This is a genomic window from Thauera aminoaromatica S2 (assembly GCF_000310185.1).
In the GTDB taxonomy this organism is placed as follows: domain Bacteria; phylum Pseudomonadota; class Gammaproteobacteria; order Burkholderiales; family Rhodocyclaceae; genus Thauera; species Thauera aminoaromatica.
Genome location: NZ_AMXD01000026.1, coordinates 18,380 through 35,152, shown reverse-complemented (window position 1 = coordinate 35,152; position 16,773 = coordinate 18,380). Strand labels below are relative to the sequence as shown.

Below are 16,773 nucleotides of genomic sequence, written 5' to 3'. Positions count from 1 at the left end.
CCCCGGACGCGGCGCTCGCCCGCCTCTTCGAGGCCGCGCTGCAGCTGGCCGCGGGCGGCCTGCCCGACGCCCCGGGCGCGCAGGCCGCGCTGCAGGAGCTGGCGCTGGACTGCGCCTGCGACGGCGAGGCTGTCCGGGTTGTCGCGGCACGCTGCAGCGTCGGCGCCCCTCCGCCGCTGCGCGTGGCACGACCAATCCACAAGATCGACCGCCTGCTCCACCCCGAGCGCATCGGCATCGTCGGCGCTTCGGCCAGCGGCATGAACTTCGGTCGCATCATCCTGCGCAACCTGCTCGGCAGCGGCTGCGCGCCCGAGCGCCTGTGCGTGATCCGCCCGGGCGGCGGCGAGATCGACGGCGTCGCCTGCATCGAGAACCTCGCCGCGATCGAGGGCAAGCTCGACCTGCTGATCGTCGCGGTCGCCGCCGACGCGGTCTACCCCCTGGTCGACGAGATCATCGCGGCCGGCACCGTCGAGGCCGTCATGCTGATCCCGGGCGGCCTCGGCGAGACCGCGAAGAGCCGCGCGCCCGCCGCCGACCTGGCGGCCCGCATCAACGCCGCGCACGCGTGCGGCGACGGCGGGCCGATCTTCCTCGGTGCCAACTGCCTCGGCGTGGTCTCGCACCCGGGGCGCTACGACTCCTGGTTCATTCCGCTCGAGCGCCTGCCCAAGCCGCAGAAGGCACCCGAACGCCGCGCGGTCATGCTGAGCCAGAGCGGCGCCTTCATGATCACCCGGCTCTCGCACAACCCCTGGCTCGACCCGCGCTACATGATCGCGATGGGCAACCAGACCGACCTCACCCACGGCGACCTGCTGTCCTGGTTCGCCGCGCGCGAGGACGTCGACAGCATCGGCATCTACGTCGAAGGCTTCCGCGACCTCGACGGCCTGGCCTTCGCGCGCGCGGTGCGGCGCGCGGTGCTCGCCGGCAAGCAGGTCGTGGTGTACAAGTCGGGCCGCAGCGAGGCCGGCCAGGCCGGCGTGATGGGCCACACCGCCTCGATCGCGGGCGACCCGGTGCTGTTCGCCTCGGTGCTCGCCCAGGCCGGCGCCACCGTCACCGACGACGTCGAGGTCTTCGACGACCTCTTCTACATGGCCGGCACCCTGCACGCCAAGCGCATCGGCGGCGACCGCCTCGCCGCGGCGAGCGGCGCCGGCTTCGAGGCGGTGAGCGCCGCGGACGCGATCGTCGGCGAGACCTTCTCGATGCGCATGGCCGCGCTGTCCGCCGACACCGTCGGCCGCATCGAGGCGGTGCTGGCCGAGAAGAAGCTCGCCGCCCTGGTCGAGGTGCGCAACCCGCTCGACATGAACCCGGGCGCCGACGACGACGCCCACGTGCGCATCACCGCCGCGATGATCGAGGATCCCGAGGTCGACGCGGTCGTGGTCGGCCTCGACCCCACCGCCCCCATGGTGCGCGCGCTCGAACAGAGCAGGCTGCGCCCCGGCTACGACCTGTCGGACCCCGAGAGCACGGTGCACACCCTGCCGCCGCTGGTGGCGCGCACAGACAAGCCGATCGTCGCGGTCGTCGACGCCGGCCGCCTCTACGACGCCATGGCCGCCGGCCTGATGGATCGCGGCGTATGCGTGTTCCGCAACGTCGCGCGCGGCACCCGCGCGCTGGTGCGCCACGTCGAGGCCCGCCTGGACGCCGAGCGTATCCGCCGCCATTTCGGCCAATCGTGATTCCAGCCCGCAAGCACCCCGCAGCACGAACACACACCCAACCACCCGCAGACGGAGACAGACGATGAGCGACACCCTTCAACCCGGCCTCAGCCTCACCCGCAAGTACGATATCGACGCCGCCCGCACGATCGCCTTCATGGGCGACGAGTGCCGCGTCTATTCCACCCCCGCGCTGCTCTACGACATCGAGGTGTGCTGCCGCGACCTGCTGCTCCAGCACATCGGAGAAGGCAAGGACTCGGTCGGCACCCGCGTCGAGCTCGACCACGTCGGCGCCACCCTGCTCGGCATGTGGATCGAGATCACCGTCAAGCTGGTCCAGGTCGATGGCCCTGCGGTGGTGTTCGAGTTCAGCGCGCGCGACGCCCTCGAGGAGGTCGCCCGCGGCCGCCACAACCGCTTCGTGGTCGGCGTCGACAAGACCCGCCAGCGCCTGCTCGGCAAGCTCGCCAAGGCGCAGGCGGCCTGAGCGGGCCAGCGTTCGCGCCTTGCGGCGCTTATATGGACGCCTCCCGGTTTGGCAAGCGAAGTTTGCATCTGGCGATCAAGGATCTGGCTGCAGTCTTATATCCGGCCTGTAGTGCAGACCCGATGTCTGCTGGCCCTGATGGAATTCGCTGGGGAAGGCCTCATCTCCTACGCGTCCTCGAAGGACAAGCGCCGTGCCAGGCTTGTTTCCCCACGGTCCGACCTATTTCGCCATCATGCTCGCTTCAACCTGCGCAACCTTGGACGATCAACGCTAAGTTCCTGTATTGAATTTCGACTTTACTCAAGCGCACCCGAGCGCCTGCCCGCGCGGCTCGTAATGCCGCCCGTGGGCGAGCAACGCCCAGATGGTGCGCGCCATCTTGTTGGCCAAGGCGACGACGACGGCGTTGAGAGGGCGTCGTGCCAGTAGCGCCTCGACCCACGGATCACGCGCCTTGGCGTGGGTGATGACCGCGCGTGCGCCGTGAATCAGCAGCCTGCGTAGATATCCGTCGCCGCGCTTGCTGATGCCCAGCAACTTCACCCTGCCGCCGGTGCCGCTTTGCCGGGGCACCAAGCCCAGGAAAGCGGCAAACTCACGCCCACTGCTGAAGACCTTTGCATCGCCCACCGCGGCCACTGCAGCGGTGGCCGTGAGCAGGCCCACGCCGGGCATCTGCATCAGCCGTTTGGCCGCCTCGTCCTCCTTGCGCCACGCGGCCAGCTTGCGTTCGATCTCCTCGATCTGGGCGCTCAGGGCCTCGATACTCGCGCACTGCTCGCGCAGCACCTCGAGCGCCATCGCCGGCAGCGTGTCCTCGAGCCGAGCTAACGCCTGTGTCACCTGTGGCATCGCCTTGTGCCGCCCTGCGGGCAAGATCACCCCGAACTCGTAGAGCAGACCTCGCAGCTGGTTGATCTGCATCGTGCGCATCTTCACCCGTTGCTCGCGCACCCGGTGCAGCATCAGTACCGCCTGTTGATGCACGCTCTTGACCGCCACGAACCGGCGCTCCGGGCGCTGGGCGGCTTCCCAGATCGCCTGCGCGTCGGCCGCGTCGGTCTTGTTGCTGCGAACGAACGGGCGCACGAACTGGGGCGCGATCAAGCGCGCCTCGTGTCCCAGTTCGATCAGCTTGCGCGCCCAGTAGTGCGCACTGCCGCACGCTTCCATCGCCACCACCGAGGCGCTGCGCTGGGCGAAGAACTTGATCGTCTGATCGCGCTTGAGCGAACGCCGTTTGACCTCACCGGTCTCCGGCTCTACCCAGTGCAGTTGAAACACGTTCTTTGCCAGGTCCAGACCGAATGTCGTAATCTTCATTTCGAGCCCTCCTTACCGTTTGTGGTCGTTTCGACACCACCACTTTGGCACATCGATGCCGTCAGGTAACTGGAGGGCTCTTCTCATTGAAGGGCTCCACCTGTCAGCACCCGAGGCGGGAGGGAGGCGTCCATTACATCTCCTACAGGGCGTAAGCGGTTCTCCGTAGGAGCGGCGCAAGCCGCGATACGGCGCATGGATCCCGCGTCATCGCTGCTGCAAGCCACCGTTCGCGCCCTGCGGCGCTCCCGCACGGCGGAAGCGGTTCTCCGCAGGAGCGGCGCGAGCCGCGATACGGCGCCTGAATTGCGCGCCCACCCGTTTCAGCGCACCAGGCCAGCGCGCGAAAAATGCAGCACACCACCGGCCGTCGCCACCGCGGCGGTCAGCGACAGGCGATCCGCCCGCCGCTCCACCGCGAAGCTCGCCCCGCCATCGCGGCTGTCGAGGCTGACACCGTCGAGGCCGACCGCATGCACGCGACCGTCGAAGGCGACGAGGTCGGTGACCGAGCTCTGCGAGCCGGTCTCGACGCGCTGCCAGTGTTCGCCGTTGTCGGTGCTGCGATAGACGCTGCCGCGCAGGCCACCGACGATCAGCGTGCCGTCGGCGAGCGCGGTGCCGCTCCAGAACGTGCCGCGATAGCCGGTCGGATGATAGCTCCAGGTCGCGCCGCCATCGAGCGAGCGCAACACCAGGCCGCGCTCCCCGGCGATGAATAGTCGCCCCTCCCCATCGCCGAACACGCTCATCAGGTTGGCGTCGGCGCGCGTGTCGCCCGGCGGCGGCGGCAGCTCCGCCGCCTCCCAGGTCCGGCCGCCGTCGCGGGTGCGCAGCATCAGCGACCACAGCCCGACCGCGACTCCGTTGCGTGCGTCGGTGAACGCCACAGCGAACAGCGGCCTGTCCTCGACAGGGTCGATGCGCTGCACGCTCCAGGTCTCGCCGCCGTCGGCGCTGTGCAGGATCACGCCGAGATGCCCCACCGCCCAGCCCTCGCGCGCGTCGGCGAAGCTCACCGCGGTCAGGGTCGCGTCGACCGGCACCTTGCCCGCCTGGCGCCAGTGCGCGCCGTCGTCGTCGGAGAGCAGCACCACGCCGCGCTCCCCCACCGCGACGAGGCGGGGGCCCGCACGGGTCGCGTCGAGGATCATGCTGCGTTCGGCGAAGGCCGAGCGCACCGCAGGCCGCGGTACGAAGGCGGCGGCAGCGGCGGCCGCGCCGTGCACCGACGTATCGCCGGCAGCGGGCGCCAGGCTCGCGCAGAGCGCCGCGCAGCAGGCCGCGATGCGGGTCGCGAAGAAGCGCACGCGGCGCGGCGTCGAGAAGGCGTTCATGTCCACTCCGCAGTCAGTGCGCCAGGATGCCCGGCGCACGCACCGGCCCCTTGCGCGGGAAAAGGCGTTCCAGCCACACCGCGAAGGCCGGCAGCGCAGTCATCGCCATCACCATGTTCACCATGAACATGAAGGCGAGCAGCTTGCCCATGTCGGCCTGGAACTTGAGCTCCGAGAACATCCAGGTCGCCACCCCCGCCGCGAGCGTGATCGCGGTGAAGATGGTCGCGGTGCCGACCTCGAGGATGGAGTGCTCGAGCGCCTTGACGATGTTCTCGCCGCGGGCGAGGTGAAGCTGCAGGCGGTTGTAGATGTAGTAGGCGTAATCGACGCCGATGCCGACCGCCAGCACCATCACCGGCAGGGTCGCCACCGTGAGGCCGATCTCGAGCTCCTTCATGAACCAGTAGCCGATGAAGGTGCCCACGGTGAGCGGCAGGCAGCACGCCACCACGGCACGGAAGTCGCGGTACATCAGCGCCACCAGCACCATGATCGCCGCGTACACATAGAGCATCATCGGCAGCTCGGACTTGTGCACCTCCTCGTTCACCGCGGCCTGCACGCCGGCGTTGCCGGAGGCCAGCCGGATGGTCAGCCCGGGCTCGCGGTCGCGCTCGCGGAAGTCCTTCACCGCGTCGATCACGCGGTTGATCGTGGTCGCCTTGTGGTCGGACAGGAACAGGTGCACCGCGGTCATGCTGCAGTCCTTGTTCATGAAGCCGCGCACGCGGCCGATCTCGGTGGCGAGCGCGGCGTAGTTGCCGGGGTCGCCCGGTACCACGGACATCTTCGGGTTGCCCTCGTTGTAGCCCTCGTTGTAGGTGCGCAGCTGGCCGGAGAAGGACAGCGCCGACAGCACGCCCGGCACATACTGAATCTCGGCGACGAAGCGGTCCTGATAGCGCCCGACCGCGACGTCGTCGCAGGCGTCGGGCGGCGCCTCGAAGATGACCGTGAGCCAGTCCAGGCCGGTGTCGTAGCTGGAGGCGATCGACACCGCGTCGCGGTTGAAGCGCGCCTCCGCACGCAGCTCCGGGGCGCCCGGCTGCACCGTGCCGATGACGCGGTCGTGGCTCTGCCACACCGCCACCGCGAACACCGCCAGGGTCGCCAGGATCACGATCGCCGCGTTGCGCGGCTCGGCCACGCGCGCCAGCGTGCGCAGCCAGGCCGAGCGCTGCTCGCGCTTGAGCACGGCCTTGTCGGCGTATTCCTTGGTGAAGGTGAACAGCGAGGCCGCCAGCGGCAGCATCACCAGGTTGGTGACGATCTTGTAGCCGACGCCGAGCGAGGCGGTGATCGCCAGCTCGCGCACCATCGGGATCGGGATCAGGATCAGCGTGATGAAGGACACGAAGGCGGTGACCAGCGCCAGCGTGCCCGGGATCAGCAGCCCGGTGAAGCTGGCGCGCGCGGCCTCGTCGCTCGATTTGCCGTGCGAGAGCTCGCGCACGATGAAGTTGATCTGCTGCACGCCGTGCGAGACGCCGATCGCGAACACCAGGAAGGGCACCAGCACCGCGAGCGGGTCGAGCCCGTAGCCGAGCAGCCTGAGGGTGCCGAACTGCCACACCAGCGAGGTCAGCGAGCAGGCGATCGGCAGCAGGGTGAAGCGCACCGAGTGGCAGTACCAGTACACCGCGAGCGCGGTCAGCAGCAGCGCGATCGCGCAGAACTCGAGCACCGCCGAGGCGCCGTCGGCGATGTCGCCGATCTGCTTGGCGAAGCCGATGATCTGGACCTCGAACTGCGCGTCCTCGAATTTCGCGCGCAGCTCCTCGAGGATGCGGTTGTAGGCGACGTAGTCGAGCGCCTTGCCCTCGCGGTCGCGCTCGTGCAGCTCGGCGACGATCATCGCGCTGGTCTGGTCGCGCGCCACCAGGGTGCCGATGAAGCCGCCCTGGCTGGCCGCGCGCTGGATGCCGGCGATGATCTCGGGCGTGAGGTCGCGCGGCATGATGGTGCCCGAGATCAGCGGATCGGCGCGAAAGCCCTCCTCGGTGATCTCGTTGACGAAGGAGTTGGGCGTCCACAGCGACTGCACGCCGAGGCGGTCGACGTTGGGCAGGAAGCTCACCGCCTGGGTGACCTCGTACAGGCGTTCCAGCCCGGCCTGGGTCCAGATGTCGCCGCTGCGCGCCTTCACGACGAAGTTCAGCCGGTTGGCGCCGAGCACGTCCTCGCGATACTTGTCGAAGGTCTGGATGTACTCGTGGCCGATCGGCATCTGCTTCTCGAAGCCGGCGTCCATGCGCAGCTGCAGGGCAAAGTAGCCCATCAGCGCGGTGAACAACATGAGCGCGACCAGGATGGTGCCGCGGAAGCGGAAGCACACCGCCTCGAGCAGGCGCAGGTAGCGGGTCAGGAAGGTGTCGACCTCGCTGACGCTGAAGGGATTGAGCATGGGCGGGTGCTACCGATCGGGATTGGAACGGGACAGCGGGCCGGAGGCGGCGCTCGCCGCCCCCGGGGGTGCTCCTCAGAAGTTGCGCGAGATGAAGCCGCCGACGAAGTCGCGATCCTTGTAGGGCGCGCTGAAGCTGTAGTCGCCGCCCCAGAACCGGGTGTAGTTGATGCCGGCCTGCCAGGTCATCGGGTTGCGGTTGAACAGCACATAGAAGTTGGCCGACTTCGCCCCCTCCATCCAGTTGGCCATGAAGTTGGGCGTGTTGCCATTGACCGCATGCGAGAAGAACACCCCCGGGATCACCTGCCAGCCCGGGATCAGGGTGCTGTCGTAGGTCAGGCTGAAGTCGAACATGTAGCCCCAGGACAGCTTGTCGCCGACGCCGCTGTCGTGCGTCCATGCGCCGGCGGCGGGGAGTTGCTGGTAGGTCACGCCGTTGCGGGTGCGCACGTAGGCCTTGTCCTTGCTCACCCCCGGATAGGCGATCGCCACCGCCTCGCCAAGGAAGGTGCCGGTCTGCGCGCCCATCAGGTCGAGGAACCAGCCGTGGTCGCCGGGCGTCAGGCTGAGGATGCCGGTGAGGTGGAACTGGTAGCGCTCCTCGTCGATCGAGCCGTCGCACTGATCGGGTGACCCGAAGCCGATGTCCTGGCAGGCCCCGAGCGAAACCGCATCCTCCGGCCGATACGACAACTCGGCGCCCACCGCCCAGTTGCCCACCGAGGTGTTGGCGCTGATGCCGTAGAGCTCGCGGTCCTCCAGAAAGTACATGCGAGCCGCACCGTTCGCGTTCCAGTATTGAAGGTTGGGGGTCTTGTCGTGGAAGCGCTGGTAGTAGAGGCCGAGATCGACGTCCATGCCCTCGGGCCGGTACTTCAGCGAGACGCCGAACTGGCCGGAGTCGCCCGGCTCGTCGTCGGCGTCGACCGGGATCGCCGTGAGTTCACTGTTCAGCATTTCTTCCCGAGCCGCGGCGAGGGTCTTGCCGTAAAGCGGATCACCCGGCGTACGAATCCGGCTGGCGGCATCCGGCGTGAAATAGATCAGGCTGTCACGCCCCTTGTCGAAGAAATCGCTCTGCGAGAAATACGTCCCCGCCGGCGGGAAGCTGTAGGGCTTCCACTGGAACTGGTAGTAGGCCTCGACGTTCACTCCGCTGCCGAGGTTGGCGGCGACCGACAGCGCCGGCGAGGGCAGGAAGGCCTCCTTCAGCTGCACGCCGGGCGAGGACAGGCGCTGCAGGTCCATCGCCACGTTGGAGTTGATGCCGCCGATCATGAACAGGCTCTCGCCCCAGCTCACCACCTGGTTGCCGAAGCGCACGCGGCCGCGGCGCTCGCCGAGGTCGAATTCCTTGCTCACCCACAGGTCGTAGAGGCGCACGTACTGGCCGACCGCCTGCTTGGCGTCGCCGTCGAGCGGGGTGCGCGCGGTGTCGTCGGCGACGAAGTCGTACAGCCAGCCCACCCGGCCCATGAACTTCCACTCGTCGGGAAAGCTCAGCAGCAGCTCGTGCGAGCCCTTGAGGTGGGTGGTGAACAGGTCGCCCTTGTCGTAGTTGAGATTGCCGTCGTCGCCGTTGCCCCATACCGCGGTGTTGGCATCGGCGCCGCAGGGGGTGGATTGATCGCCGTGGTGGCTGCACTCGCGGCCCTCGACGCGCTTGCCGAAGCCCGCGGTCAGCGTGGAATCGAGCGAACCGCGCACCGAGCCGGCCTCGAACTGGAAGGCGTACGCCGCCGGCGCACAGATGCCGGCCATGGCCAGCCCCAGCACCAGTTTCTTCAGATGTGTCGTCATGATCGTTCTCCGCAGGACGCCCCGCCCGGGCCGCATGACGGCCCGGCGCACGCGCCCGGGTGATGGTCGGGAAGAAAGAGGAGGGAGCGGGCTCAGCGGTCGCTGATCGCGCGCAGGTTGTCCGGGGTGTAGAAGGCGTCCTTGTACTTCGGATCGTCGGCCTCGACCGCCCAGACCATGTCCTTGCCGGCACCCATGCCCGCCTGGTCGAAGAGCACACGGCCGGAGACGAGGTCGTACTGCACGAAGGCCGGGTTGTCGCAGGCGCCCGTTTCGGCGACCGGAATCAGGAAGCTCTCGCGGACCTTCCACAGCTTGCCCTGGGCGTCGTAGTCCTCCGCGCCCATCAGCGCCCAGGAGTCCTCGTCGAAGTAGAAGCGGCGCTTGGGCGCGACGTGGCGCACACCGTCCTTGGCGGTGGCCTCGACCACCCAGACGCGGTGCAGCTCGTAGCGCGTCGCCTTCGGATCCACGCCGTCGGGCGTCACCACCTTGCGGCGGTCGGCAGCGGGGTCGTACATGCCGAAGCTGCCGTAGCCGATGAACATTTCCTTCTTGCCCACCAGCTTCCAGTCGAAGCGGTCGGGCGTGCCGTTGAAGACGCGCGGCTCATCGAGCGTGTACTGGTTCTCGAAGCCGACCTGGGGGGCGTCGTAGGAGTAGCTCGGCATGCGGCGCACGCGGCGCTGGCCGGGGAAGTAGTAGAAGGTGTCGCTGGTCTTGTTCAGGTACGAGGTGATCACCAGCGCCTGGCCGGCCAGTGCGGTGGGCGAGGTGTAGTTGAAGTAGGTGTGGTACTCGACCGGCGGCAGCTCGCTGAGCTTGTTCGAGCCTTTCTTGCCCCAGGGGTAGTAATAGGTCTGCGTGGACCCGGCCTCGATCCAGTCGCTGCCGCCGCTGCGCGGCGACAGCATCACCCACAGCGCCTTCATGTCGAGGGCGACGCCGGCGTACTTCATCTTGGCGTTCCACAGCACCTCGATGCCGCTCTGCGGCAGCGGGAAGGGAATGCCGGGCACGGTGGCCTCGGCCAGGCTCCAGCCGTCGGCGCCGATCTTCGCCATGCCCACGTTGGCCTTGGTGTTGGCCTGCACGAAGTCGGGCGCGGAGCAGTAGCGGCGGCTCGGATAGACCTCGAGCTTGTAGTTCTTGAAGCCCTTGATCACCGCGACCTGGCCCTCGGTGAGCTTGCCGGCGTATTTGTCGACGTTGGCGGCATCGATCGTAAACAGCGGCTTGTCGCCCTTGTGCTTGAAGTAGTCGGCGCGCGGCTTGCCGTAGCTCCAGCCCGGCTCGAGCGCCGAGCCTTCCGTCCAGGCCGGGATGCTGCCGTCGGCGTTGCCCGCGCGTTCGCCGCCGAGCGGGGTCAGCGTGGTGCCCAGGCTCGCCGCGTCGGCGGCCAGGGCGGCGTGGCTGGCCAGCAGGGCGCCGGCGAGCGCAGTCAGCTTGCAGAACCTCATGAGTGTCTCCTCCACGTTTCTGATTTTGTCGGCAGCGGCAGGCGGTCACCGAGGACGCCACCGCTGCGCAGCGGCCGACCGGGCCCGCCTTCCCGCCAGCCTTGCAGGCCTATGGTGTGTCGAGCATAGCGACGCGGTGTAAACCGCATTTCCGCGAAATGTGCCGATTTGTGCGCAGTTGTAGCGGAGGCCACCACGGCCCTGCCCCACCGGCCCGCCTTCCTCAGCGCAGCGTCTTCAGGTACTCGATCACCGCCCGGCGCTGGGCCGGGTCCTTCAGGCCCGCATAGGCCATCTTGGTCCCGGGCGCGTAGGCCTGCGGATCGGCGAGCCAGCGGTCCAGCTCCGCCTCCGTCCACACCCCCTCGCGCTTCCGGAGTGCGCGGGAAAAGACGAAACCCGGGGTGCCCGCGATCGCCTGTCCGAAGCGACCGTGCAGGTTGGGCCCCACGCCGTGGGGCTGCCCTGCAGCGGCGGGATGGCAGGCGGCGCACTGGACGAAGCCGGACTCGCCGATGTCGGCGGCAAGCGCCGGTGCCGGCACGGCGAGCACGCCGAGGATCGCGACCACGGCGCGCAGCGGGACGGATCTGCTCATGATGCCGGCTCCCATCACGCGCGACCGCGCAGCTCGGCCGCGACCGCCTGTCCGACCTGCAGGCCGGACTCGATCGCACCGTCGATGAAGCCGCGCCAGCCGGTGGCGATGTCCGCCCCGGCGAAGAACACCCGGCCTTCGCGGGCACGCAGGTCCTCCAGGTGCTTGCCGAACTGCCCCGGACGCAGCGTGCACCAGGTGCCGCGCGAATACGGATCCAGCCCCCAGTCGTAGCCGAGCACCTGTTCGACCGCAAGGTGGGGCAGGAAGCGGCGCACGAAGGGCTCGACCGCCTTCGGGTCGTTGAGATCGACCCTGCCGTCGACTGGCGGACCGAAGGCGACCAGCACGCCGCCGTCCTCGCCCGGCTGGTCGGTGAACACCATCGTGAACAGCTCGGTCTCGGGCGCGAAGAAGATCAGCGTCTCCAGCCGGCCCTTCACCTTCAGATAGAGCTTGTGCCCCTTGCCCGCATGGTGCTCCTTCGCCATCGCGGTCTTGCCCGGCCGCAGCGGCGGCGAGAACTCGATCTGGCCGGCCGTGTTCACCGGCACCGCGACGACCGCGAAGCGGGCGGAGATGCGTTCGTCCGCCTCCGTCACCAGGCTCACGCCTGCGGCGTCCTGACTCAGCTCCACCACCGCGGTCGACAGGCGCACGTCGAAGCCGCCGTCCTCGGCCATGCGCTCGATCAGCGTCGAGGTCCCGTCCTTGAGCTTGTAGCGGGCGCAGCTGTAGAGCAGCCGCGCCGCATCGCCATCGACCAGCGACCACCAGCGCAGCATCTCGGTGTAGGCGCCGCTCGCGATCGGGCCGTGACAGTTGGTGGCCATCATCGCGTTCATGAGGTCGCGCTGCGCCGGACTCATGTCCATTGCCGCCATGCGGTCGGCGATGGAGAGGTGATCGAGCTTGCGCCCGGCGGCCGACAGGCCCGCCATGAACGGTCGTTCGAAGACCTCGCCCGCCTCGGCATGGAAGCGCTTCAGCGCGTCCTCGAGCAGCGCCCAGTTCTCCATCACCGGGATCTCCAGCACCTTGCCCTCGGACATCCACAGCACGCGGTCGGGATGGGCGACGCCCGGCGTCTCGGCGATCTCCATGCCGTAGCGCATCACCTCGGCCCACACGTGGGGCTGGGTGTAGTGGATCCAGGTGCCGCCCAGTTCCACCTTGCGCTCGCCGAAGTTCGCATGGAAGGTGCGCCCGCCGAGACGATTGCGCGCCTCGAGCAGCAGCACCCTCGCGCCACGGTGGGCGAGTTCGCGCGCGGCGGTGACGCCGGCGAAGCCGCCGCCCACCACCACCACGTCGTAGCCGGGCTGCGCGGGCGCCGCCGCGCCGACGCCCACCGGCAACACCGAAGCGGCCGCAGCCGTCGATGCCAGCTTCAGGAACCGTCGCCGCGCACTGTCGTCGGCGCCCGCGGCCGACGCCGCAGAGGTCTTGTATTCCATGATCTCCGATCTCCTCCGTCGCCGCTGTCCATGCTCTGGAATGAGCGTCCGCGGCGTGTTGCGCTCGCACCAGCTGGCCGAGTCGTGATGTGGAGATTAGGAGGACCGATGCATGGGACGGTATCCGCAATCGGCATGGAAATGCCGACGCAGTGCAGCAAACGCTCAACCGGGACCGTGCGGCGTGCTGCCACCCTCTCGCCGACGCGTCTCCGAGGGCAGCTCTCCGAACAGGGCCCGGTAGTACGCCGCGAACCGCGGCATGTGCCAGAAGCCCCAGCGCGCCGCGATCGCGGCGATCGGTTCATCGGGGCTGCCGGTCGCAACACGGAGCTCGCGCCGCACGGCGTTCAGGCGCACGTTGCGCAGGAACTCCACCGCCCCCATCCCGACGAGGTCCTCGAACGCGTACTGCAGCGAGCGCCGCGACACCGCGAGGCTGCGGCAGATGTCGGCGATCTGGAGGGGCTCGCTCGGGCGCTCGAGCGCCAGCTCGCGCACCTTGCGCACGATCCAGGCCTTCACGCTCGGACGCAGGTCCGCCGTCGGACGCTCCGAGGCCCGATCCAGCGTATCGAGCATCAGCGACAGGACGCAGTCGCGCATCGCCGCCCTGCTCGCCGGAATCTCCAGCAGGCCGGGCTGGCGGCGGGCCACGACGACGATCTCGATCAGCGCGCGGCGCAACATCCCGGCACGCCTCGGCTGCTGCTGGAGAAACGGGCGCTGCAGCGATGCCTCCGCGGTCCGCGGCGAGTCGCTGGCGGCAAATCCGCACAGCAGGGATTCGGACACCGTCGCCGAGACGATATCCATGCGCTCGCGGGAGAAGATCTCGAAATCTCCGCCGCCCGGAAGCCACGACACCGCCCCGTCCTGGATCGGAACGCCGCAATACATGCCGGCGCCGCCGCCTGCCACCGGAATGCCGAGCGACACCATGCCCGCCCGATTGCTGCCTGCGGTCCACACCGAGCGGTTGCCCGTCTCCCACAGGACCTCGAGGCCGTCGTCGATCCACAACTCCTCCGCGCCGCCCTCGAAGCAGCCCGGTGCGAGCTGCTCGTAGGTCGCATTCCAGGCAAGCAGCCCCCTGCCGAAATCGCTCACGTCGCCCACCTGGACAGGCCCGGGCAGGCCCGCCGATACCGGGGCCGCATCGGGTGCCGCGGGCGGCAAGGGCGAGCAAGCGGGTGTGGGCATCGGCGCTCACCAGGCGGTGGGGCGAACAGACGGTGGCGGGGCGGGATGAGGTGCGCCGGCGGGCCGCGTCCCCACGCCTGCCGCGCATCGGCAAGCGATCCGCGCGCCCTCGTCCTGGCGCGGGCCGCCAGGTTTGCCCGCGCCGCGCGCTCCGCCTGTTAGAATTTCACGCTTGTTCAACCCCGAGTCGAGCGACCGATGGGCCGTGGCAACGACGAAACGAGCGCGCAGACCCCGCCGGAGGGCATCCGCTTCGGGATGCTCCCCGAGCTGATCGGCTACCGCCTGCGCATCGCGCAAATCGGCATCTTCCGCGACTTCTGCACGAGCATGGACGAAGCCGAGATCACCCCCACCCTGTTCGGCGTGCTGGTGTTGATCGATGCCAATCCGGGCATGAAGCAAACCCAGCTCGCCGACGCGATCCAGCTCGACCGCTCCAGCGTGGTGTCGGTGCTCGACAAGCTCGAGGCACGCGGCCTGGTCGAGCGCGTGCGCGCACCGGACAACCGGCGCGCCAACGCCCTGCATCTCACCGCTACCGGCCGGCACTTGCTGCAGCGCCTGATTCCGCAGGTCCGGACCCACGAGGAACGCGTGCTCCAGGATCTCGATCCTGCCGAACGCGTGCAGTTGCGCAAGCTGCTCGGCCGCCTGCTGCTCGCGGCCGGCTGAAACGGCCGGCCGCGCATGCGGACTCAGTTCGCCGTGCGCACCGCCACGGTGTAATCCCCGACGCCGCTGGCGCGATTCCAGTGACGCACCTGCACGAAATACTCGCCTTCGACCAGATCCGTCGCGATGCGCGCGTTGCTGCCCAGGCCGGAGTCGTCGTCCTCCGCGATCAGCGCGGTCGGTGAATCGGGGCCGAAGAGTTTCATGTACACGTCGGTCGGACCGCGCGTGTCGACCACGTAGCGCCCGGGCTGCGTCACGCGGAAGCGGAACACGTCCTCCTCGCCGAACTTGCCGATGCTGGCGGCGGTGCGCCGGCGTGCGTTGACCTTCAGCTCGGTCACCTCGCCCGTTACGCCGGGCTTGGCGCGCGGATACATCTTCGCGCCGGCGATGAACTGCTTGTCGAGCTCCGACAGCACCTCGTTGCGCGAGGTCGCCACGCCGTTGAGGGTCCACTCCGCAGGGAAGAAGTACAGCATCACCGACTTGGGGTCGAAGTCGGTGCCGTTGACCTGGTTTGCGGCGTACTTGCGCAGGATGTTGTGCCGGGTCTGGGTCTCGCTCCAGTGATTGGGCGGCCCCGCCATGGCGCGGATCACCGCCTGCTCGTTCCACTGGATGCCGCCGGCGGGGTTCTGGTGCTCGTGCGCGAGCCCGATCGCATGGCCGAACTCGTGCGCCGCCGTACCGCCGTCGAGGAAGCCGAGGTTCATCGTCGGCTCGTTGACCGGTATGCTCTTCGCGTCGGTGCCGATGTAGCTCCAGGCTCCGTCGTTCTCGTCGAAGGTGATGCGGATCTCGGCCGCGGGGGCGTCGTCGAACACGAACTGCAGGTTGGCGTGCGCCGTCCACCACGCGGCCTGCTCCTGCACCTTCTTCTTGTGCTGCGCGCTTCCACCCATGAAACGCACATGCAGGGTGGAGCCGTTGATCCAGGTCTTGCCGATCGGCGATAGTCCGCGCACCTGGCCCGGCCGGTCGGGCATGGTGGTCTGGAAGCGCATCAGGTCCCGGGGCAGCACCCGGTCGAAGCACACCTTGGGCGTTCGGGTCATGGCGGATCCCTCCCTGACGTGGCCGCGACTCGCCGCAGCAAGCGGCGTTCGCCGAATCCGGTCGCGGCAGCGGCCGGCTCCTGCTGAACATATAGTACGGGCCCCCGTCAGGCGCCAGGGAAACACGCACCGCGACTACGGGCGCCGCCAGGCCACGCGCACGTCGGCGGTCGACATGTCGCCCGGGAGCTGGATCGTGCCGATCTTCTCCAGCGTGCCGCTGTCGTGGATGCTGATCGTGCTGCCCGCCCCGCCGACGTAAACACGCGAGGCGTCGCGCGACAGTTGCAGGCTGTAGTAGGTGTGGTCGAGCTCCACCACCTTCAGCGTCTCGCGCTTTTCGATGTCGTGCCTGGAGAGCGTATTGAAGGCGCCGTAGAGGATGTTGCGATCGCGCGGATCGGCGACAAGCGAGAAGATCACGAACTCGAAGGGGAAGATCTCGCGCGCCTCGGCCTTGCCGGTCGCGAGGTCCACCCGGCTCATGCCCCACCACCATTCGGCGCTCGCCATGTCCTGGCGGTCGTCGGCGAACTTCGCGGTCACGTAGGGCATCACGTACTCGTTCAGATGCTCGCCCTGCGAGTGCATCGCGAACGCGTCCGGCGTCAGCCAGCGCGGACCGCGGTCCCAGCTCGCCAGCGCCGACACGGTGCGCACCGCGCCGCTGCGCACGTCGATCGCCTCCACGTCGGCACCGCCGAGGATCACCTCGCCGCCGGCGGTGGCGGCGATCTTGGTGATGCGGCGCTTGACCGGGAAGCTGCGCACCGGCTTGGCGTCCAGCCCGTCGGCGATGCGATATACCGCGAGGCGCGGCGGCAGCACCTCGAAGCGGTCGGCACCGCGGCGCACCGGGTTCTGCACGGTGTACAGCTCGCTGCCGTCCGCGCTCACCGCGAGCGACTGCACCGTCTTGACGGTGACGTCGCCTTCCGACTGGCGGGCGGAGAACACCAGCTTGCAGGTCTCGAGCTCGAAGCCGTACACGTCCTCCCACAGGTTGCCGAGCACGAAGGCGTGACGGCCGTCGCGCGTCGGCACCAGCGCGCCCGAGCCGAACTTGCCGGGCAGCTCGCAGCTGCGCGCGATGCGGTCGGTCTTCATGTCGATGACGTGGAGCAGGCCGGGGCGGGTGACGGTGAGCAGGTACTCCGCGTCGCTCGTCGCGGATTTCTGCGCCGGGGTCGCGCACGCGGTCGCGAGCGCCGCGGCGGCGATCGCGCCGGCTGCCCGCAGCGCACGCAGGTCGGGGATGAGGCTCATGAGGATCG

General features: G+C 68.8%; 13 protein-coding genes. 3 read left to right on the top strand and 10 right to left on the bottom strand.

Going from position 1 to position 16,773, the window contains the following annotated elements:
* Together C665_RS06390 and C665_RS06385 are read left to right on the top strand one after the other, a co-directional pair.
* Window positions 1–1,703: CoA-binding protein (locus C665_RS06390; protein ID WP_004303226.1), on the top strand; the 1,703-nt coding region annotated here is incomplete at its 5' end.
* Between the two features lie 64 nt (window positions 1,704–1,767).
* Window positions 1,768–2,175, top strand: coding sequence for a thioesterase family protein (locus C665_RS06385; protein ID WP_004303224.1), 408 nt, complete (start codon window positions 1,768–1,770; stop codon window positions 2,173–2,175).
* A 303-nt stretch (window positions 2,176–2,478) separates the two neighbouring features.
* Here C665_RS06385 and C665_RS06380 read toward each other — a convergent pair whose 3' ends face one another.
* The 8 genes from C665_RS06380 to C665_RS06345 form a co-directional block, all read right to left on the bottom strand.
* A complete protein-coding gene (locus C665_RS06380; RefSeq protein ID WP_004303221.1) occupies window positions 2,479–3,501 on the bottom strand; it encodes an IS110 family RNA-guided transposase in 1,023 nt (340 codons plus the stop codon).
* A 323-nt stretch (window positions 3,502–3,824) separates the two neighbouring features.
* Window positions 3,825–4,838, bottom strand: coding sequence for a WD40/YVTN/BNR-like repeat-containing protein (locus C665_RS06375; RefSeq protein WP_004303219.1), 1,014 nt, complete (start codon window positions 4,836–4,838; stop codon window positions 3,825–3,827).
* 13 nt (window positions 4,839–4,851) lie between these two features.
* On the bottom strand, window positions 4,852–7,245 hold the full coding sequence (locus C665_RS06370; protein ID WP_004303217.1) for an efflux RND transporter permease subunit: 2,394 nt from the start codon (window positions 7,243–7,245) through the stop codon (window positions 4,852–4,854).
* 75 nt (window positions 7,246–7,320) lie between these two features.
* Window positions 7,321–9,048: a DUF1302 domain-containing protein gene (locus tag C665_RS06365; protein ID WP_004303214.1), complete on the bottom strand. Its 1,728-nt coding sequence runs from the start codon at window positions 9,046–9,048 to the stop codon at window positions 7,321–7,323.
* A 92-nt stretch (window positions 9,049–9,140) separates the two neighbouring features.
* The gene (locus C665_RS06360; protein WP_004303212.1) at window positions 9,141–10,508 is read right to left on the bottom strand and encodes a DUF1329 domain-containing protein; all 1,368 of its coding nucleotides are present in this window, start codon (window positions 10,506–10,508) and stop codon (window positions 9,141–9,143) included.
* 223 nt (window positions 10,509–10,731) lie between these two features.
* On the bottom strand, window positions 10,732–11,106 hold the full coding sequence (locus C665_RS06355; protein ID WP_157277021.1) for a c-type cytochrome: 375 nt from the start codon (window positions 11,104–11,106) through the stop codon (window positions 10,732–10,734).
* A 14-nt stretch (window positions 11,107–11,120) separates the two neighbouring features.
* Window positions 11,121–12,563, bottom strand: a complete 1,443-nt coding sequence (locus tag C665_RS06350) for a flavin monoamine oxidase family protein (RefSeq protein ID WP_004303209.1) — start codon at window positions 12,561–12,563, stop codon at window positions 11,121–11,123.
* A 165-nt stretch (window positions 12,564–12,728) separates the two neighbouring features.
* Complete coding sequence (locus tag C665_RS06345; protein ID WP_012585768.1) at window positions 12,729–13,766, bottom strand: helix-turn-helix domain-containing protein; 1,038 nt, start codon at window positions 13,764–13,766, stop codon at window positions 12,729–12,731.
* A gap of 198 nt (window positions 13,767–13,964) precedes the next feature.
* On the opposite strand from C665_RS06345, the gene C665_RS06340 reads away from it, so the two are divergent.
* The gene (locus C665_RS06340; protein ID WP_004303204.1) at window positions 13,965–14,441 is read left to right on the top strand and encodes a MarR family winged helix-turn-helix transcriptional regulator; all 477 of its coding nucleotides are present in this window, start codon (window positions 13,965–13,967) and stop codon (window positions 14,439–14,441) included.
* 23 nt (window positions 14,442–14,464) lie between these two features.
* Here C665_RS06340 and C665_RS06335 read toward each other — a convergent pair whose 3' ends face one another.
* Together C665_RS06335 and peaD are read right to left on the bottom strand one after the other, a co-directional pair.
* The gene (locus tag C665_RS06335; protein ID WP_004303202.1) at window positions 14,465–15,499 is read right to left on the bottom strand and encodes a M12 family metallopeptidase; all 1,035 of its coding nucleotides are present in this window, start codon (window positions 15,497–15,499) and stop codon (window positions 14,465–14,467) included.
* Between the two features lie 135 nt (window positions 15,500–15,634).
* The gene (gene peaD, locus C665_RS06330; RefSeq protein ID WP_012585769.1) at window positions 15,635–16,765 is read right to left on the bottom strand and encodes a quinohemoprotein amine dehydrogenase subunit beta; all 1,131 of its coding nucleotides are present in this window, start codon (window positions 16,763–16,765) and stop codon (window positions 15,635–15,637) included.
* Between the last annotated feature and the right edge of the window lie 8 nt (window positions 16,766–16,773).